At 36.4% G+C, this 18,882-nt stretch carries 18 protein-coding genes; 12 read left to right on the plus strand and 6 right to left on the minus strand.

Translation table 11 applies throughout. From position 1 onward, the window contains the following. Positions 1–51 precede the first annotated feature (51 nt). The 8 genes from IEV85_RS14290 to IEV85_RS14325 all read left to right on the plus strand — a co-directional run bounded on the left by IEV85_RS14290 (position 52) and on the right by IEV85_RS14325 (position 10,689). Entirely contained in the window at positions 52–1,164 is a 1,113-nt protein-coding gene (locus IEV85_RS14290; protein WP_188464554.1) for an alkaline phosphatase, read from the plus strand. Positions 1,165–1,278: 114 nt separating this feature from the next. Further along, positions 1,279–1,854 carry an RNA polymerase sigma factor gene (locus IEV85_RS14295; protein WP_188464556.1) on the plus strand — a complete coding sequence of 192 codons (576 nt, stop codon included), beginning with the start codon at positions 1,279–1,281 and terminating at the stop codon, positions 1,852–1,854. Between the two features lie 246 nt (positions 1,855–2,100). Continuing rightward, the gene (locus IEV85_RS14300; RefSeq protein WP_188464558.1) at positions 2,101–3,015 is read left to right on the plus strand and encodes a FecR family protein; all 915 of its coding nucleotides are present in this window, start codon (positions 2,101–2,103) and stop codon (positions 3,013–3,015) included. A 17-nt stretch (positions 3,016–3,032) separates the two neighbouring features. Beyond that, positions 3,033–6,455 carry a SusC/RagA family TonB-linked outer membrane protein gene (locus IEV85_RS14305; protein ID WP_229712594.1) on the plus strand — a complete coding sequence of 1,141 codons (3,423 nt, stop codon included), beginning with the start codon at positions 3,033–3,035 and terminating at the stop codon, positions 6,453–6,455. Between the two features lie 11 nt (positions 6,456–6,466). Continuing rightward, the gene (locus IEV85_RS14310; protein ID WP_188464560.1) at positions 6,467–7,927 is read left to right on the plus strand and encodes a SusD/RagB family nutrient-binding outer membrane lipoprotein; all 1,461 of its coding nucleotides are present in this window, start codon (positions 6,467–6,469) and stop codon (positions 7,925–7,927) included. A 6-nt stretch (positions 7,928–7,933) separates the two neighbouring features. Further along, positions 7,934–8,749, plus strand: a complete 816-nt coding sequence (locus IEV85_RS14315) for an endonuclease/exonuclease/phosphatase family protein (RefSeq protein ID WP_188464562.1) — start codon at positions 7,934–7,936, stop codon at positions 8,747–8,749. Position 8,750: 1 nt separating this feature from the next. Next, positions 8,751–9,644: an endonuclease/exonuclease/phosphatase family protein gene (locus IEV85_RS14320; RefSeq protein ID WP_188464564.1), complete on the plus strand. Its 894-nt coding sequence runs from the start codon at positions 8,751–8,753 to the stop codon at positions 9,642–9,644. Positions 9,645–9,669: 25 nt separating this feature from the next. After that, a complete protein-coding gene (locus tag IEV85_RS14325) occupies positions 9,670–10,689 on the plus strand; it encodes a choice-of-anchor J domain-containing protein (RefSeq protein WP_188464566.1) in 1,020 nt (339 codons plus the stop codon). Positions 10,690–10,752: 63 nt separating this feature from the next. On the opposite strand, the gene IEV85_RS14330 is transcribed toward IEV85_RS14325, so the two are convergent. The 5 genes from IEV85_RS14330 to IEV85_RS14350 form a co-directional block, all read right to left on the minus strand. Then, positions 10,753–11,826 (minus strand): formylglycine-generating enzyme family protein, encoded by a 1,074-nt coding sequence (locus tag IEV85_RS14330; RefSeq protein WP_229712595.1) that lies wholly within the window; start codon positions 11,824–11,826, stop codon positions 10,753–10,755. 118 nt (positions 11,827–11,944) lie between these two features. Then, the gene (locus IEV85_RS14335) at positions 11,945–12,550 is read right to left on the minus strand and encodes a superoxide dismutase (RefSeq protein ID WP_229712596.1); all 606 of its coding nucleotides are present in this window, start codon (positions 12,548–12,550) and stop codon (positions 11,945–11,947) included. Between the two features lie 40 nt (positions 12,551–12,590). Then, positions 12,591–13,046, minus strand: a complete 456-nt coding sequence (locus IEV85_RS14340; RefSeq protein WP_188464568.1) for a nucleoside deaminase — start codon at positions 13,044–13,046, stop codon at positions 12,591–12,593. Between the two features lie 7 nt (positions 13,047–13,053). Beyond that, complete coding sequence (locus IEV85_RS14345) at positions 13,054–13,590, minus strand: hypothetical protein (protein ID WP_188464570.1); 537 nt, start codon at positions 13,588–13,590, stop codon at positions 13,054–13,056. Between the two features lie 40 nt (positions 13,591–13,630). Then, positions 13,631–14,878, minus strand: a complete 1,248-nt coding sequence (locus IEV85_RS14350) for an ABC transporter permease (RefSeq protein WP_188464572.1) — start codon at positions 14,876–14,878, stop codon at positions 13,631–13,633. A 100-nt stretch (positions 14,879–14,978) separates the two neighbouring features. Between IEV85_RS14350 and queA the strand changes: the two genes are divergently transcribed. The 4 genes from queA to IEV85_RS14370 all read left to right on the plus strand — a co-directional run bounded on the left by queA (position 14,979) and on the right by IEV85_RS14370 (position 18,078). Continuing rightward, positions 14,979–16,025 carry a tRNA preQ1(34) S-adenosylmethionine ribosyltransferase-isomerase QueA gene (gene queA, locus IEV85_RS14355; RefSeq protein ID WP_188464574.1) on the plus strand — a complete coding sequence of 349 codons (1,047 nt, stop codon included), beginning with the start codon at positions 14,979–14,981 and terminating at the stop codon, positions 16,023–16,025. Positions 16,026–16,162: 137 nt separating this feature from the next. Next, positions 16,163–16,885: a bifunctional demethylmenaquinone methyltransferase/2-methoxy-6-polyprenyl-1,4-benzoquinol methylase UbiE gene (gene ubiE / locus IEV85_RS14360; RefSeq protein WP_188464576.1), complete on the plus strand. Its 723-nt coding sequence runs from the start codon at positions 16,163–16,165 to the stop codon at positions 16,883–16,885. Beyond that, positions 16,834–17,571 (plus strand): type IX secretion/gliding motility protein PorT/SprT, encoded by a 738-nt coding sequence (porT, locus tag IEV85_RS14365; protein WP_188464578.1) that lies wholly within the window; start codon positions 16,834–16,836, stop codon positions 17,569–17,571. The genes ubiE and porT overlap by 52 nt, the downstream gene beginning before the upstream one ends. 93 nt (positions 17,572–17,664) lie before the next feature. Further along, positions 17,665–18,078, plus strand: coding sequence for a hypothetical protein (locus IEV85_RS14370; protein ID WP_188464581.1), 414 nt, complete (start codon positions 17,665–17,667; stop codon positions 18,076–18,078). On the opposite strand, the gene IEV85_RS14375 is transcribed toward IEV85_RS14370, so the two are convergent. Next, a complete protein-coding gene (locus IEV85_RS14375; protein ID WP_188464582.1) occupies positions 18,073–18,882 on the minus strand; it encodes a M48 family metallopeptidase in 810 nt (269 codons plus the stop codon). The genes IEV85_RS14370 and IEV85_RS14375 overlap by 6 nt on opposite strands.

Consider the following 18,882-nt stretch of genomic DNA (forward strand, 5'->3'; position numbering starts at 1 on the left):
ATCGGCAACCTCATAATAAACTGCATAATTTTGAATTAAATTAATAACCTTATGAATTTCAAATATTTTATGTTCTCATTATTACCTTTTTCTTTCCTCTTAAGCTGTACGAAAAACGGAGGAGATCAACAAGAAAATCATAAAAAAGAAAAAAGTGAAAACCCCAATGTAATTCTTCTTATCGGTGATGGAATGGGACTTTCTCAAGTAACATCTCTCTACTATTTTAAAGAAGGGGAACCTAACTTATCAAGATTTGAAAATATAGGTTTATCAAAAACAGCTTCTTCAAGCCATAAAATAACTGATTCCGGTGCCTCAGGTTCTGCTATGGCTACTGGGCAAAAAACGTATAATGGAGCAATTGGAGTGAACAAAGACACTACCGATATTGAAAACATGGTGGAGTTGCTGTCTAAAAGAGGTTATCATACTGGTATTATAGCCACCTCCACCATAACTCATGCAACTCCGGCTTCCTTTTTTGCCCATTCAAAGGATAGAGGTATGGAGGACTTCATAGCAGCGCAATTACATAATACTGAAGTAGATTTTTTTGCAGGAGGCGGATTAAAAAATTTTAATAAAAGAATAGATGGTATAAACTATCTGGACAGTTTAAAAACTAAGAATTTTTCAATAGATACTACCTCTTTAAATGCTGAATTAGTACAAAAAGATAAAATTGGCTTTCTATTGAGCGATGGCGCAATGCCAAAAAAACTTGAAGGCAGAGACGAGTTTCTACCAGAAGCTACAGAATTAAGCATTAATTTTCTCAAGCAAAAAGAAGGTCCGTTTTTCATTATGTCAGAAGGGTCGCAAATTGATTGGGGAGGTCATGATAATAACAGTGATTACATTATTACAGAAATAATTGACTTTGACAAAGTAATAGGATTAGCCCTTGATTTTGCTGAAAAGGATGGTAACACTTTGGTGATTGTAACAGCCGATCATGAAACCGGAGGATATACCTTAAGATCAGGTAAAAATGAAGAAGGTAAAACAGATTATAACATAATTGATCCTTCATTTTCCACTTCAGGTCATTCTGCCACTATGGTACCTGTATTTGCCTATGGACCTGGCTCAGAAAAATTCCGGGGCATTTATGAAAACACCGAAATCTTTCATAAAATTAAAGAAATTACAGCAGAGTAATATTTGGAAATAACGTAATAGCACTTATTCATTTAAAAAAAACCAAAACCATCAAACTTAACACTTATTAAATGTAGAAATTAAGATTATCATCTGAGATTAATTTACTTTAAAATGTTTCGTAAAAACCACAATAACATCATAATTGATGAAGTCTTCTTCAAAAAGCTTCATCAATTATATAGTGGGATGATATACAACTATCTTTATAAGTTAACTGCTAATTCCTATCTGTCAGAGGAAATTACTCAGGAAGCATTTATAAAATTATGGAATAAAAGAGAAAGCCTTCCTGAAATTACCAATTACAAAGCTTATCTATTCACTATCGCTAAAAATCTTTTATTGGATGCATTTAAGCAAGAGAAAAAAGTAAAGGAAGCCAGCCTTCAAGCATTACCTCAAGACTATCATCAAAATACACCTCAGCTAATCCTGGAAGAATATGAACTTGAAAAAGTTAAAACGGAGGCAATTAATGGCTTGAAAGGAATTACCAAAGAAGTTTTTATTCTTAGTCGTGAAAAATCACTTTCTTACCTGGAAATTAGTAAAGCTCTTGGCATTTCAAAAGTAGCTGTAAAAAAACAGATGATGAAAGCTCTATGTGCCATTAGGCAAAAAATAAACCCTTTTGTAGATATTGAATTAATTATTTATTTATTAATTTCTTTCTCTTTTATTAAATAGAGCCTATTTGGTTATTACCCATTGTGTAATCTAATTTTAGATTATACATAACTCTATTTAAGCATCTGCTTCAGAATTCAATCCCTCATTTACACCTGGCATTATCCTGTTTTAAAAGCATTATAAAGCTCATTTAGGTTAGAATTTACTCCTACGTATCCTTTTATTTTTTTATCTCTACAAAAAAAATGAAAATATGGGGTACCACTCTTTCCTTTTACAAGTCTTAACTATAACCCAACAATAATGAAATACAATACAGAATATTTTTTACGTAAAATCATTAACAACGAAGCTTCAGAAGAAGAGGAAATTGCCTTTAGGCAATGGTTAATGAATTTAAATGCTCAACAACAAAAACAACTGCTTGACAAATTTGAGGTTATTCATAATGAACTTACTGAAAGCAAGCAATTATCCCCCCTCCCATTACCAAATATAACTTTTAACCAAAAGAAAAATAACAGTAAATATTATGCGATTGCCGCTACTGTTTCCTTATTGATTATTTCAATTTTCACCTTCTTAATCCTCTCAAAATCACCTGAAGAAATTGAATATCAAACTTCGACTACTGGTAAAACTATGAACCTGGAAGATGGAACAGCAATAAAACTTATGCCAAATAGTAAATTGAAAATCCATTTCACTGAAGATTTCAGAAATATTGAATTGAAGGGCGAGGCTTTTTTCCAGGTAGCTAAGGACAAAACAAGACCCATGATCGTCACCACAGAAGGAGTTGCTACAACTGTTTTGGGTACCACATTTCACATTAAGCAATGGAAAAGAGGTGTATTGGTTAATTTAATAGAAGGCAGTATAAAAGTTACTCATAATGACTTGCAAAATAAAATAGTGCCACTTCAACAATGGTACCTGGACCGATCAAAAAATAAAAGCTATTTATTTAAAGCTAAAAATGAAGATTTTAAGGAGGTAAAATTTGAAAATGAGCCTCTGGAAAAAATAATTAGCTATATAGAAATGCGCTACGATGTAGATTTTGATTTCCATTCAAAAGATCTGCAAGAATGCAAAATTTCAATCACTCTTGGTAATTCTCCCCTTCTCACTTCTCTGGAATTAATTGAGTTTGCAACAACATTACAATTCGATAGAAGTGGCAATCATTTTAAAATCTTAGGAAAATGTAATTAATCTTTAAAGAAATAATCATGAAGAAAAACTACAATCTAATTCAAACAAAAAGGGGGAAATGGATTATATTATTTTTGCTCTTTTGCATTCTCTTATCACCGTTTAATATGACTGCTCAGGAAGCACAGTTGAATCAACAAATAATTCAGCTAAGCAGTGAGAATGTTTCGGTCAATAATATCTTAAAAGAAATAAGTCAACAAACTGAACTGGATTTTGTGTACGATGCGGGAAAAATTCCACTCAACCAGATAATTGAGTTTGGAGAAAGAGACCAAAGTTTACAAAATATATTTAAAGAATTGACAGAACAGGCAGGTGTTAGCTATAAAATTGCAAACAAACAGATTTCTCTCACCAAAGTAGAAAAACAACCACAGCAAGGAACTAATAATCAAAATGATACTAAAATTATTCGTGGTACCGTATTAGATCAACAATCTAATGATCCTTTGATTGGAGTTACGGTCATCTTAGAAGGTATCAATCAAGGAACGGTAACAGATATAGAAGGTAATTATAAGCTTAGCGTTCCTTCCAATGCTGAAAATATAGTGTTTTCGTATGTAGGCTATCAAACGCAAACTATTGAGATAGGCAGCCAATCACAAATTGATGTTTTTATGAGTAACGATATCTCCTCATTACAGGAAGTAGTAGTTACTGCATTAGCTATTAAAAAGCCTACCGAAAAATTAGGGTATGCTACGCAAAAAGTTGATGGGACTGCGCTTACCAAAGCGCAGGAACCCAATATAGTCGCCAATTTAACGGGTAAAGTAGCTGGTTTAACAGTATTTAATTCAACAGACTTTTTTCAAAATAGTTCATTTGAATTAAGAGGACAGGAACCTCTCATAGTAATTGATGGCGTTCCAAATACCTCCACCAATCTATGGGAGCTCAACTCCAATGATGTAGAATCAATCGATGTATTAAAAGGGGCTCCTGCTTCAGCATTATATGGCTCATTAGGCAGAAATGGAGCTATTATGATTACTACAAAAAGAGGTAGTCAAAAGGAAGGTCTGCAGGTGGAATTTAGTTCTAATACCATGGTAGCTTTTGATTTTCTCCGAAGACCTGAAATGCAAGACGTTTACGGATCAGGACGAAATGGACAATATGGTTATATTAATGGTACTGGGGCTGGTACGGAAGGTTCCGGTTTCACATGGGGGCCAAGGTTAAATCAACCAGATCCTTCCACACCAAGTGGGTTTGTAGAACTTGTTCAGTATAATAGTCCAAGAGATCCTGAAACCGGTGAATTAATACCTATTCCATGGATTAACCGAGGTGGTGATAATTTAGATAACTTCTTTAGAAACGGTGTAATTAGCAATAATACCTTGGCAGTAACTGCCGGTAATATGGAAAGAAACGTAAGGGTTTCTGCCAGCCATAAGCAACAGTCAGGAATTGTACCAAACACAAGCCTAAGCTCATCAAATTTCAGTGTTGCAGGAAAATATACTTACAAGAAATTAACTGTTGATGCTTCTCTTAATTATAATAAACAACAGTCTGACAATATACCTGAGATAGCCTGGAGCTCACAGAGTTTTATTTACAATCTCGCATTGTGGATGGGCCCTAACATAGATGTGAATGATTTAAGGGATTATTGGGTGCCAGGACAGGAAGGCTTTCAACAAAGACATTACAGTACCAGCTTTTACAATAACCCCTACTTTTTAGCCTATGAGTATAACAAAGGATATTACAGGGATGTAACTTATGGACAGGTTCTGGTTAGTTATGATATTTCAGATGACCTCTCAGTGAGTACAAGGAATGGAATAAACTATTTTTCTCTAAACAGAAACGAAAAAGAGCCTATAAGTTTTGTAAGAAACTTTAACAGAACTGACGGTAATTATTCACAAACCTATAATACAGATTTCACTATTAATACAGATGTATTTTTAAACTATAGTAAAAATTTTAATGAAAATTTCAATCTTCAATCAACTGTAGGAGTATCTAATAATTATAGAAATTCCTGGTCAGCCAACATACGCACTAATGGATTAAATGTACCTGATTTTTATAATGTAAGTAACTCAAAAAATGCTTTATCGGGCTACAACAGTTTTTCAGAATCAAGAATTAGTTCAGCCTATGCAACAATAGATTTCGGATTTTTAAATTCCATTTACCTGGGAATTACAGGAAGAAATGACTGGGTTACTACCTTACCTATTGAAAATAATTCCTTTTTCTATCCTTCTGTTTCATTGAGTTATGTTGCCAGTAAAATGTTTAATTTACCGGATTTCATCTCAAACTTAAGGATAAGGGGTAGTTGGGCTGAAGTTTCCAATGGAAGTTTTGGTGGTACTTATTCACATATCCCCACTTATAACAGCGGTATAAACTGGCAAAACAATGCTTCTTTATCATTCCCCGGCACATTAATTAGCCCCGATTTACAACCTGAAACTTCTTCAGCTTTGGAAACAGGGATAGCAGTAGGTTTCATCGAAGATAGATTGACCATAGATGCCAATTATATTTATACATTAGACTATAACAATATTACCAGTGTGCCAATTTCCATCTCCTCCGGGTATTCCAGTCAACTAATAAATGCCAATGAGTTCGAAAGAAAAGGCTTTGAACTGGTTCTTAAAGGTAGACCTATCCGAACACAACAATTCCAATGGAACATCACTGCCAACTTAAGCCAGTATAGAACCTACATCAAGACAATTGATGTTGGTGACCGAATTGGTCAACAGAAAGAGGGTGATCGCACAGATAAACTCTTCAGAACCGTGTGGCTGGAAACACCAGATGGAAAGCCAATCATTGGGAGCAATGGAATTAATATACGGGATCCCTTCGATAGGCACATAGGTTATAGTGATCCGGACTATGTGTATGGATTTTTAAACAACTTTAATTATAGAAATTTCTCTCTTTTTGTTGGAATAGATGGCAGAATAGGCGGGATTATGGAAAGTAAAACTATTAGAAATATGTGGTGGTCCGGTGTACATCCGGAAACCGTTAATGAATTTAGGGCTGCTTCCGTCAGAGGTGTTAGTAATTATGTAGCAGATGGCGTGGTGGTAGTTGATGGAGCTGTGGAATATGACACAGAAGGTAATATTATAAGGGATACCCGATCCTACGAACCTAACTCTCAGCCAGTCAATTATGAAACTTATATTTCTACCTACCACTCAAGGTCTTATGGTAACCATTATTACGATGAAACCTTTATAAAATTACGTGAAGTTACACTAAGCTACAATTTCCCAAACAAGTGGCTGGATCGCACATTTTTAAGCGCTGCAACAGTTTCTTTAATTGGAAGAAACTTGTTTATCCTATCCAATATAAAGTATATCGATCCGGATTCAGGAAACGACCAGGACATGCAAACTCCCTCAATGAGGAATGTTGGATTTCATGTAAATGTTAAATTCTAAAAATTGAAACAATGAAAAATTCTATACAATCAGTTTTTGTTATTTTATTGATTTTTCTAATTGGCTGTAGAAACCATGAAGAATTTCAAATTAACCCTAATAGTACAACAAATGCCAATCCGGGATTGCTACTAACGGGTATAGAAGTGAACGCTTTCAATTCCATTGATCTGAACGCTGCTATGGCATGCAGATACTTGGTTAATGTTAACCTTGTAAATGATTTTCAATACTATGGATGGGACAGAGCAGGTTTTGGTTTTTATGCAACACTAAGGCAAGTACAGAAAATGGAAGAAGAAGCTGTTGCTTTCGATAACACCAATTATGTTGCTATTGCCAAATTTTTCAGAGCTTTTGTTTACGAGCAAATCACAAGGCAATTTGGTGACATTCCTTTTTCTGAATCAATGAGAGCAGAGGAACTACTGATTACCCCTGCTTATGATGATCAAAAGACAGTTTATCTCGGGATTTTAAATTTATTGGAAGAAGCAAATGAGCAAATCGATCCAAATTCAGACCCTATAACCGGTGATGTAGTTTTCAATGGTGATATTTCTAAATGGCAGAAATTAATTAATTCTTACAGGCTTCGTGTGCTAATGAGCCTTTCTTTGAAAGAAAATGACGCTGATTTAAATATTGCTAATACATTCAATAGTATATATAGCAACCCTGAGAGATATCCAATAATGCAGTCCGTTGAAGATAACTGTCAGTATACTTACTCCGAAGAAACAGGAAATACCTATCCATTTTGGAGAAGCGCATCCATTACTACCTCCTATATTTTAGAAGAGTCTTTTATTAACAAATTAAAAGATTTTAGTGACCCCAGATTATTTGTTATTGCAGCCCCAGAGATTGCCTCTGCCGGCATGGATGAATTTAGCTTTGATAGTTACAGTGGGTTTAATGGAAGTGCTCCTATAGATGTTAATACTACCAAACTTGGGCTGGGAGAAGGTTCTCCTTTAGACGATCGATATATAGAAGATTCCGAGGCTGAACCTAATTTAGCTTTCGGATTTGCTGAACTCAATTTCACAGTAGCAGAAGCTGCTAACAGAGGCTGGATAAGTGCTGATCCGGCTGAATTCTACCTGAGGGGGATTAAAGCATCTATGCAATTTTACAACATTAATGAGGCTGAAGTAAATGATTATTTAAGCCAGGAAGGGGTAGTTTATAACCCGGCAAATGGCTTAGAGCAGATTCTTACACAAAAATATTTAGCCATGTTTTTAAACTCCGGATGGGAGCCTTTTTACAACAACAGAAGAACAGGGATTCCTGAATTTGATACAAGTGGAGGTGGCACCCTAAACCAGGGAATGGTTCCTAAAAGATGGATGTATCCAACTTCTGAAATCAATCAAAATCAGCAGAACCTGGAAGAGGCTATTCAAAAACAATTTCCGCAAGGAGACAACATAAATGGTGTAATGTGGTCAATTGACCCTGAATAATAAATTATGAGACAGTTTTTAATATTTTTATTTTTTGTAGGTACAGTTCCCGTTGTTGGTCAGCCCACTAAATTGTGCACTTTCAATATCCGTTTTGAGAACCCGAAAGATGGTATACATCAATGGGAGAACAGAAAGGAAAGCGCTGTCAATTTTATAAAAATTGAGCAAATTGATGTGATTGGAATGCAGGAAGTATTGCATTCCCAAATTCAATATTTAGAGGAAAATCTGCCTGACTACCAGAGAGTAGGTGTGGGTAGGGATGATGGTAAAACCCAGGGAGAGTATTCTCCTATCTTTTTCAGGAAAAATAAATATCAATTGTTGGATAGTGGCACTTTTTGGCTTTCTACTGACCGAACCCAACCTAACAAAGGCTGGGATGCTGCACTTCCCAGAGTGTGTACATGGGTTAAATTATTAAATAAAGAAGATCAAGACACACTTCTACTACTTAATACACATTTTGACCATGTGGGTGTGCAGGCCAGAATTAAAAGTGTTGATGTAATGGTAGAAGTAATTAATGAAATGAACCACCACGGCAAAACTGTTCTAATGGGAGACTTTAACCTGGAACCGGAAAAAGAGCCGGTACAAAAAGTTATTGCAGCCGGATTCACAGATAGTTATGATGCCCCCATAAAATTAGGCCCAAAAGGCACTTATAATGCTTTTCAGGTCGGTAAAAAATATGAAAGAAGGATTGATTATATTTTTTTAAAGGGTACCTCACCTAAAACCTACAAAGTAAACAGTATGCTCATTAACGAAACATTTCTATCGGATCATTTTCCGGTAATTGTTGAACTCAATTAATATGATTTATAAAAAAATACAACAAATTCCATTATTAACTATTCTTACTCTAATACTTTTTTCCTGTGCTGATGATAACACAGCCTTAGAAGATGAAATGACCCCTGTTAGCTTAAATGATATAAAGGTAAGTTCCTTTAACATTAGGTTTGCTAACCCTTCAGACGGATTTAACAGATGGGAAAACAGAAGAGATGATATACTGAGCTTTCTTCAAATTGAAGATTTAGATATCATCGGAATGCAGGAAGTATTATACTCTCAAACCCTATTTTTCGAAGCTAACCTTACAAACTATACCAAAATAGGAGTAGGTAGGGATGATGGTAAGCAAGGAGGCGAGTATGCCCCACTTTACATTAAAAATAACCGTTTTGACATACTGGACAGTGGTAATTTTTGGTTGTCCGAATCCCCTGAAGTGCCCTCTAAAGGTTGGGATGCGGTGTTAAACAGAATCTGCACCTACGCGCATTTATATGATATAGAAACTTCCCAGGAAGTTTTTGTCTTTAATACGCATTACGATCATGTAGGCTCAACCGCTCGGGTACAAAGCTCTTCACTTATTTTAGATAGCGTACAAAATAAGCTCAATGAAGATATAAGGGTAATCTTAACAGGCGATTTAAATGTTGAGCCCGGTAATACTGCCTACAACACATTAGCTAATATTTTGGATGATAGCTTTAATTCAAACATCAGATTTGGCCCTCAGGGCACCTACAACGGGTTTAATGTAGGGGATAATCATAATAGACGAATTGATTATATTCTATTTAAGGGGTTTAAATCCAATTCTTATAAAACCATCAGTACAGTAATTGATGGAAGATACCTTTCAGATCATTTTCCAATAATATCCAACCTGGCTTATAGGCCACTTAATAATTAAATTTTTACACTTAAACTAAATAATAATGATGATGAAAACAACAAGAAAACTTCTCTTTACTGCTTCAGTAGCTTTTTTAAGCTTACTAATGGCTTGTAGTGATGACGATGAAGCATCAAACTCGGTCGTTTCATTTAGCAACGCCACCTTAACTATCACTACGGATGATTTAAGTCCTGCTACTGTATCTATGAGTATTTCACCTGCAGCAGCTTCTAACTCAACCATTAGTGTAATTGTTACAGGTAGCACCTACGGGGAAACTTTTACCACTGACCCTGCCCTCGCTGCTGGTCAGATTGACATACCTGTTGCTCAAGGAGCTACAAATGCTCAATTTACTATTATCCCAAATGAAGAAGGAATCAGATTTGATGACATCAACCTTGAATTTGAAATTATTAGTGTTGGTGCCGGCTTATCTACTGAGGAATTTGACGGCAGGTTTCTAGACTTTACTATTGAAAACAACAAGGAACAGGGAACCGGATTACCTTATATAGAAAGTTTCAATAATTGCGGTCCAGATGGAAATGGTGAAGCTGTACAAGACGGTTGGGAGCAGATAGTTATTGAAGAGAATTCTTTTGGAACTGGTAGCTTTAATTGTTACACTGGCCAAGGGGTTGTAGGTTTAATGGCCAATGCATATAGTGGGGATGCTGAGAACGAAGATCCTGATTATACTGAAGTATGGTATATTTCTCCTGTAATCGGCTTAATAGATGAAGTTAATCCTACCTTAAATTTTGATGTAGACAGAAGATTTGACGCACCTATTGATGATAATACATTGGCGTATGGTATTCAGATTTCCACTGACTACGATGGTACAAATTTTGAAACCGCTAATTGGGAAGTTTTTCAGGCAGGCGTAACTGCTATGACAGCAAATGATCCTGAAGCTGATGATATTGCCAGTACAGGTGATCTGGATTTATCTGCTTATGCCGGAGAAACTATTAGTATTGCTTTTATTTATAGAGCACGAAACGCCCGGTTTGGAGCCACTGCCCTAAGAATTGCCAATGTAGTAGTTGAATAATTTTTTTTAGTTGTTTGAAAGGTACCGGCCTGCCAGGTCGGTGCTTTTTTTATAATCAACCCCTTATCTGTACTTATCCCTTACACACCTAAAACCTGTGTGATTAAAACCTGAGTCTTTACTTGAACTCATTCTTCTGGATACTCTGTAACCTGAGCAATAATCATCATTGCAAAGGAAGGAGCCTCCTCTTATGATATGCTTAGGAGAGAAAGGCTCGCGCGGATCTTTATACTCTGATGCTCCCTTTGGGTTTTCTACCAACCCCTCCTTAGCATACTGATTGTAAAGATCAATGTTGTATTTATCTACACACCACTCCCAAACATTGCCCGCCATATCATACAAGCCAAATTTATTTGCAGGATAGCTTTTAACAGGTGCAGTTCCATAATATCCATCCATTTCAAAATTATTGTAAGGAAAATTACCCTGCCAGAAATTAGCTTTATCTATAGCTTCCTCAACAGGCTGATTACCCCAGGGATATTTAGCATCCGAATTTCCTCCTGAAGCTGCCCACTCCCATTCCGCTTCTGTGGGAAGTCTTTTGCCGGCCCATTCCGCATAGGCTTTGGCATCCTCCCATGCTATATGCACTACCGGGTGATCCATTCTATCTTTAATAGTACTTTCAGGCCCCTCAGGATGCCTCCAACTGGCTCCAATGGTCCACTTCCACCACTGGGAGTAATCATTCAAATTAACAGCTCCTTCTGTTGGTTGAAATACCAACGAACCCGCTTTCAGTACCGAATCTGCAGGTTTGGGGGTGCCTGCAGGAAGTTGTTCTTTTAACTCTGCCCAATTAATATCCTTCTCAGCAATTGTTACATAGCCGGTGGCTTCCACAAAAGATTGGAGTTCTTTGTTGGTAACTTCAGTGGCATCCATATAAAATGCTTTGATCTTTACTTGGTGGCGAGGGTATTCATCCTGATACGCCTGCTTTGTTTTAGCTCCCATCATAAAATCTCCTGCAGGAATAAAAACCATCCCTTCAGGCACTTCAATCTCATTTGAAGTAGTCCCGTCATTACCGGTTTCTCCATTATTACTGCACGCATTGAGTAGCAATAAAAGCATTCCAAACTTGAGTATTCCTAAAACTGTAGTTACTTTCAAAAGCAATTTCATTCTTTAACAATGAAAAAATCATTTAACAAAACTAACTCAAAAATCATGAAGATTATTTTGCATAAAAAAAGACCCCGATTACTCAGGGTCTTTTTAACCTCTTATATGTTAGCAAAAATTATTTTGCTGCATCATATCTTTTAGAAACTTCATCCCAGTTAATTACATTGAAAAATGCATCAATGTATTCTGGTCTTTTGTTCTGATAATTTAGGTAGTAAGCGTGTTCCCAAACGTCAATTCCTAAAACAGGCGTTCCACCGCAGCCAACATTTGGCATGATCGGGTTATCCTGATTTAATGAAGAGCAAACTTCAACTTTTCCTCCTTTATGTACGCATAACCATGCCCAACCTGAACCAAACCTGGTAGCAGCAGCATTGGAAAATTCTTCTTTAAATTTATCAAAGGAGCCATACGCATCATCAATAGCTTTCGCTAAGTCGCCACTTGGCTTCCCTCCACCTTTTGGGCTCATAATAGTCCAGAAAAGAGAGTGATTGTAGTGTCCTCCTCCATTATTTCTTACAGCTGCTTTATCACTGTGGTTCTTAAGTAACTCTTCCAAAGACTTACCTTCCATTTCTGTGCCTTCTACAGCTGCATTCAATTTAGATACATAACCAGCATGGTGTTTGCCATGATGAATTTCCATTGTTTTAGCATCAATGTGTGGTTCTAAAGCATCTTTAGCATATGATAATGCCGGTAATTCAAAAGCCATAATATTTATTAATTATAGGTTAAACATTTATTTATTATATTCAATTTTTTCTTCTCGCATTTGTAAAAAAAGCATCAATCAATTGTTTACTCTCGCTAGCCATTAAACCAGCTCTTACTTCAGTTTTAGGATGAATCATAGCAGGGTTTATTTTAGTAAAACCCCTTTTCTCATCGGGTAAAGCATAAACAATTTTATTGATCTGCGACCAAAACAGTGCACCTGCGCACATTCCACAAGGTTCCATTGTTATGTACAAAGTACAATCTTTTAGATACTTGCCTCCCAAATAGTTGGCAGCTGAAGTAATAGCCAGCATTTCTGCATGTGCTGTTACATCATTCAGCATTTCTGTCTGATTGTAAGCTCTCGCAATAATAGTTTTCTGACAAACAACGATAGCACCCACGGGAATCTCATCTTGATCAAACGCCATCTGCGCTTGCTTTAGAGCTTCCTTCATGTAATGCTCATCTGAATAAACGGTGAGTTCCATCTTATGTTTACCTGAATTTGATGGTTTTAAACATCTTTTCAGCAATTGGTTTCCATTTCTCTTTTAAATAAGGTGGGCAAGAGAAACTTACAGTAACCAATCCATTTCTGTAGATAGTGTATAATAAATAAGTATGTCGCTTTTCTGGCATCCTATTCCCTCTTTCAACTGCCGGGGTTGCATCAAATTGATAAGCAATAAATTGTTTATCATTAATCATTACCATCTCCTTTTTTTCAAATTTAATATCCTGAAAAAGGGTAGGAATGCTTGAGTCATAAAAATCCTTCAATAAATTTAAATCCTTCTCAGCCCAAAAAGTAGGGGAACCTGTAACTGTTAACTCTATTGCGGACTGCTGATCTGTAAGTGCCGCATCCGGTATTTTTGCCCCCAGAAACTTGGCTGAGAGCTCCTGCTGCGTCATGTTACGCAGCTCTGTGGATACACTCATTGTTAAATATTCTGTCAGCTGCTGCTTTTTAAGTTCCGGCTCCTGTAAGGTAGCCAAAATGAAAATAGGAATTAATAAAAATTTTAACATTTAACTTTCGTAAGATTTTAAATCAGTTGTTAATAGTATTTTAAGCTCTGATAGCAATTACAGGATCCATTTTGGCAGCCATTCCCGCAGGTATAATTCCTGAAACCGTACCAATAATAACGGAAACGGAAAGCCCAAGAAATACATTCCCAAAGGAGAGATTGAGATCCAGGCTACCTAAGGAAACAAAACTCAGTAAATAAACCAGTAATAAACCAAATAGCCCTCCTAACAGAGAAAGGAATACTGCCTCAAACAGAAACTGAAATAGAATAAAAAAATTCTTGGCTCCTAAAGATTTTTGAATACCGATAATGTTAGTTCTTTCCTTCACGGAAACAAACATTATATTGGCAATTCCAAAACCACCCACCAATATAGAAAAACTCCCAATTACCCATCCTGCCAGAGAAATAACTCCAAAAATTGAACTTACCACCTCCCCAAATGCTTCGGGTCTGTTTAATGCAAAGTTAGTGGCTTCTTTTGGTCTCAAACCTCTTTTTTGTCGCAATAAACCTGTTAACTCTCCTTCAAGCTCTTTTAAACCTTCGTCAGTTTCAAATCCTTTGGCTGCTATAATTGATTCAACTCCCCAAACACCTTTTCCCGAATACATTTTAAAAAATGTTTTATAAGGCACATAACAAAATTCATCGGCACTCGGAGCATCAATTACACTAGCGCCTTGCTCCTCCATAATTCCAATTACCCTGAATTTAATACCTCGTATTTTTAATTCTTGCCCTAAAGGATTTGATGTAGGATAAAGTGAACGTGCAATTTCCTTACCTATAATAGTAACATTAGCGCCATTATCTACCTCCTGAACGCTAAAATACCTGCCTTCTTCCACCGGAATTTCAAACACATCCTTATGCCTGTAGGCCACTCCTGAAATTATAGCACTGTTAAAGCTATTGTTCTCATGTTTTACCATGGTGCCAAATCTTTCAGCAAAAATGGTGATATTGCTAGCCTGAGCTGCATTTTCTTCTAGAAACTTGTACTCCTCATAATTTGCCTTCGGTCTGTTTACATATTTCCACCAGGGATAGTCATCTTCAAAAATCCATGGAAACTTCTCTATCCTGATTACATCATCGCCCAAAAAGTTAAGGCTGCTTCTAATATTATTTTCCAGGGAATCCACCAGGGTAAACACAGCGATAATAGAAAATATACCCACTGTTACTCCTAGCAAGGATAAAATGGTACGCAGTAAATTAGCTCTGAGCGCACTTAAGGCAAACCGAAAACTTTCCAGAAACAGATGAATGTAAATCATATCGGAATATTAAAATATAAAGCTACAAGAATATAGAAAACTATTATTAACTTTGCACTCTTAAATTTAAACCTAACCACTTAATACCGTAATATTAAGTATGAAATTATCAGAATTCAAATTCGATTTACCACTAAAATTAGTGGCTCAACATCCTGCTGAAGACAGGGATCTCTCAAAATTACTGGTTTTACACAAAGATACCGGAAAAATTGAACATAAAGTTTTCAAAGACATTGTAGATTACTTTGATGATGGTGATGTTTTAGTAACTAACAATACCAAGGTTTTCCCTGCCCGATTGTATGGAAACAAGGAAAAAACAGGCGCTCAGATAGAAGTATTCCTATTGAGAGAACTCAATAAAGAGATGCATCTATGGGATGTATTGGTTGATCCGGCCAGAAAAATCAGGGTAGGCAACAAGCTTTATTTTGGAGATGGAGAGTTGGTTGCGGAAGTAATTGACAATACTACTTCAAGAGGTAGAACAATCAGATTCTTATACGATGGTGACGATGAGGCTTTCTACAAAATGGTAGACACTTTAGGCGAAACTCCATTACCAAAATATATTAAAAGACCTGTTGAGGAAGCTGACAGAGATCGTTTTCAGACTATTTATGCCGAAGAAATTGGTGCCGTTGCAGCTCCTACAGCTGGAATGCACTTTACCCGTCAAATTTTGAAGAGGATGGAATTGAAAGGTGTAAAAACAAGTCCGATCACACTACATATTGGCTTAGGAACATTCAGACCTGTTGATGTGGAAGACCTTACAAAGCACAAAATGGATTCGGAAAATTATAAGGTGCCTTCAAAAACTGCTGAAATAGTTAATGAAGCATTGGATAATAAGAAACGTGTTTGTGCTGTAGGAACTACATCAATGCGCTCAATGGAATCTTCTGTAAATGCCAACAACAGATTAAAAGGAAATGAAGGCTGGACCGACAGGTTTATCTTCCCTCCCTACGATTTTAAAATCTGTAATGCTTTATTAACAAACTTCCACATGCCGGAATCTACTTTATTAATGATGGCTTGTGCGTTTGGAGGTTATGAGAATGTAATTAACGCCTATAAAGTAGCCATTAAAGAGAACTACAGGTTCCTTTCATATGGTGATGCGATGTTAATTATATAAAAAAACTAGTTTGTAAATTTTTATATTATAAAAAAAGTCTCTCCATCAATGGCGAGACTTTTTTTTAACTTAATCTAAAGCAAACAAATCAATTCCGTTTAGGTTTTGTTAGAAGTTTGCACTTAATATCAAATCGGATGACAGTACTCCCTTACAAAGATAAAGATTCAGGTAAAAAACAGCAGGTAGCTGATATGTTTGACAACATCAGCCCTAAATATGATTTTCTCAACCATTTTCTCAGCTTAGGTATAGATATAAGGTGGAGAAAAAAAGCAATCAAATTACTTAAAGAAATCCAACCTAAAGTAATATTGGATATAGCCACAGGTACAGGTGACTTTGCCATTGAATCATTGAGCTTGAACCCTGATAAGGTAATCGGAGTGGATATTTCTGAAGGCATGCTAAATGTAGGGCGAGAAAAGCTAAAAAAGAGAAAGCTGGATGATCGCATCACTCTCAAATCAGGAGATTCTGAAAACCTGCCTTTTGAAGACAATATGTTTGACGCAATTATCGTTGCTTTTGGAGTAAGAAATTTTGAGAATTTAGAAAAAGGACTGGCTGAAATGTATAGGGTTTTGAGACCCGGAGGAAAAGTAGTAGTGCTCGAATTTTCCAAACCAAAAAGTTTTCCGTTTAAGCAATTGTATAATTTCTATTTTAAAAATATCTTACCAACAATTGGTAAAACCATCTCAAAAGATAATGCAGCTTACACCTATTTACCTGAGTCTGTAAAATCTTTCCCTGATGGTGCTGCCTTTACATCAAAACTAGATAAGCTAGGCTTTAAAAATACTAAATGCAAACCATTAACTTTAGGAATAAGCTCCATCTATACAGGTATAAAATAATCCTGCTCGCAGGATTACTCATTCCTTTTAATATTTCAGCTCAGTATCGTGAGAAGGAAAACCTTCCTAATTATGATAATGAGCTCATCCATTACGGCTTCTACATTGGGGGGCACATGGCAAGCATGAAAGTAAAGTATAATCAGGCTTACATGTCCAACAGGTTTGACTCCCTGCATTCTGTCATCCCACTGGAGTCACCCGGCTTCACGGTAGGCTTTATTGTAAACCTGAGGCTGGCTCAATACCTTGATTTTCGTGTGCTGCCAGGGGTAGGCCTATACCAGTATACATTAAATTACAACACATTCGATCAGGCAGCTCCACAGGTTTTTCAAGGTAAAAAAGAGGCTTTTTATGCTGAGCTACCTTTATTGTTTAAATATAAATCTCAACGCAGAGGAAATTTCAGGGCCTATTTAATTGGCGGAGTAAAACCATCCTTTGAAGTAAGCGGGAAAAGGCCTGAAGAAATAAATGAAGACGTACTTTTAATCAACACTTTCAACATGGCTCTGGAGTTTGGCTTTGGGGTGGACATCTATTATAAACTTTTTAAATTCTCTCCTGAAATTCGTTTCTCAAGAGGTTTTTCCAACGCATTATTTGATCGGCAGAATTCTTACAGCAGTCCGATTAATGAATTAGTGACCAACAGCGTATCGATTTACCTCCAATTCCAGTAACAACAAAGTAAGTTCTAAGCTTTTATTTAACATTTTGTTAAAGATGCTTTAAGTACTTTTGAATAGTTTTACACCAAAATCCAATTAAATACTATGAAGAAAATTTTAACAATTGCATTGCTACTATTTGTCATCACTGCTTTTGAGTCAAAAGCCCAGTGGAGAATTGCCGGTGGCCTTGACTTACTAAGTACTCCCTTCTTTGAAAATGTACCAAAATACCGCTTTGGAGTGGAAGCCAATTATTTCGTGGCCAGTAGTTTTGCTGTTACAGGTGGGCTTGAATTTATTGAGAAAGACCTTGGAGGTTCATTAGGTTTTAGATTCTATCCAATTAATCCTGTTTTCCTTAGATTAAGAGCTATCCTCAATAATAATTCAGATGTAGCACTTGGTATGGGCTATGCAATAGGGCTCAATTCCAATTGGCGACTGGAAACAATGGCCGATTATTTTGCCGTCAACAATGGTTTTGCGCTAAGGCTTGGAGTTGCTGTAAAGCTATAGCTCCTGACCCGAATAAATCTCCACTTTTTCGAGGAGCAAATTCCAGGAACTTTCAGAAATTACAGGGCGGTACACATCGCCCTTATTTTTTACCTGCTCAATAATTTCCAGCGCTCTTTCTTTACTATCAGGATGAGTGCTGAGCCAACCTAGCTCAGAAGCAAATTCAGGCTCATTCAATGCCAACTGATAAAAAAAATCCGCTAAAGGATTGGGGTTAATATCAGCATTTAGCAAATAATGTACAGCATACTCATCTGCTTCTGCTTCCAGTGAGCGGTCATAGGCAGATGATGTAAGCGTACTAGTAACCTCCTGTATCACCTGTCCTCCCCCGCTGGAAGTCATGGAAACTAATACTGAAACACCCACTTCTTTCACCAACTTCTTCATTACATGGTTAAGTTCTAAATGAGCCATTTCATGGGCAATAACCCCACTTAAAGCTTCAGCACTGCCACATTCTTTAATTAAACCACTGTAAATTATTATATGATCATCAGGAAGGGCAAATGCATTTACCTGAGGATTGTTTACCACCATTACAGTTAATTTACCCGCATCGAGGTAATTTTCCTTTGCTAATTTATCTACAATACTGTCGATAGTATACTTTACATCACTGTCTTTAATGATTTCTTCTGTGCGTTCAATGGATTCTTTAATAATCCGTGTCAGTTCTTTTTCGGTCTTATCTGATGCTTGCTGAACATGTAGAATTTCAATCCAATTGATTTGAGCCATAGCCATCCAAATAGCTACAAAGCCTACGACAAATACTAAAAACCTTACTAATATCTTCAT

The organism is Marivirga lumbricoides (assembly GCF_014636295.1).
In the GTDB taxonomy this organism is placed as follows: domain Bacteria; phylum Bacteroidota; class Bacteroidia; order Cytophagales; family Cyclobacteriaceae; genus Marivirga; species Marivirga lumbricoides.

What these genes read in the sequence shown, in the direction of transcription:
- IEV85_RS14340 (WP_188464568.1), bottom strand. Translation starts at nt 13,046, where the DNA reads ATGGAACTCACCGTTTATTCAGATGAGCATTACATGAAGGAAGCTCTA.
- IEV85_RS14310 (WP_188464560.1), top strand. Translation starts at nt 6,467, where the DNA reads ATGAAAAATTCTATACAATCAGTTTTTGTTATTTTATTGATTTTTCTA.
- IEV85_RS14330 (WP_229712595.1), bottom strand. Translation starts at nt 11,826, where the DNA reads ATGAAATTGCTTTTGAAAGTAACTACAGTTTTAGGAATACTCAAGTTT.
- IEV85_RS14295 (WP_188464556.1), top strand. Translation starts at nt 1,279, where the DNA reads ATGTTTCGTAAAAACCACAATAACATCATAATTGATGAAGTCTTCTTC.
- IEV85_RS14305 (WP_229712594.1), top strand. Translation starts at nt 3,033, where the DNA reads ATGAAGAAAAACTACAATCTAATTCAAACAAAAAGGGGGAAATGGATT.
- queA (WP_188464574.1), top strand. Translation starts at nt 14,979, where the DNA reads ATGAAATTATCAGAATTCAAATTCGATTTACCACTAAAATTAGTGGCT.
- IEV85_RS14325 (WP_188464566.1), top strand. Translation starts at nt 9,670, where the DNA reads ATGATGATGAAAACAACAAGAAAACTTCTCTTTACTGCTTCAGTAGCT.
- IEV85_RS14375 (WP_188464582.1), bottom strand. Translation starts at nt 18,882, where the DNA reads ATGAAGATATTAGTAAGGTTTTTAGTATTTGTCGTAGGCTTTGTAGCT.
- IEV85_RS14370 (WP_188464581.1), top strand. Translation starts at nt 17,665, where the DNA reads ATGAAGAAAATTTTAACAATTGCATTGCTACTATTTGTCATCACTGCT.
- IEV85_RS14290 (WP_188464554.1), top strand. Translation starts at nt 52, where the DNA reads ATGAATTTCAAATATTTTATGTTCTCATTATTACCTTTTTCTTTCCTC.
- ubiE (WP_188464576.1), top strand. Translation starts at nt 16,163, where the DNA reads ATGACAGTACTCCCTTACAAAGATAAAGATTCAGGTAAAAAACAGCAG.
- IEV85_RS14320 (WP_188464564.1), top strand. Translation starts at nt 8,751, where the DNA reads ATGATTTATAAAAAAATACAACAAATTCCATTATTAACTATTCTTACT.
- IEV85_RS14300 (WP_188464558.1), top strand. Translation starts at nt 2,101, where the DNA reads ATGAAATACAATACAGAATATTTTTTACGTAAAATCATTAACAACGAA.
- IEV85_RS14345 (WP_188464570.1), bottom strand. Translation starts at nt 13,590, where the DNA reads ATGTTAAAATTTTTATTAATTCCTATTTTCATTTTGGCTACCTTACAG.
- IEV85_RS14350 (WP_188464572.1), bottom strand. Translation starts at nt 14,878, where the DNA reads ATGATTTACATTCATCTGTTTCTGGAAAGTTTTCGGTTTGCCTTAAGT.
- porT (WP_188464578.1), top strand. Translation starts at nt 16,834, where the DNA reads ATGCAAACCATTAACTTTAGGAATAAGCTCCATCTATACAGGTATAAA.
- IEV85_RS14335 (WP_229712596.1), bottom strand. Translation starts at nt 12,550, where the DNA reads ATGGCTTTTGAATTACCGGCATTATCATATGCTAAAGATGCTTTAGAA.
- IEV85_RS14315 (WP_188464562.1), top strand. Translation starts at nt 7,934, where the DNA reads ATGAGACAGTTTTTAATATTTTTATTTTTTGTAGGTACAGTTCCCGTT.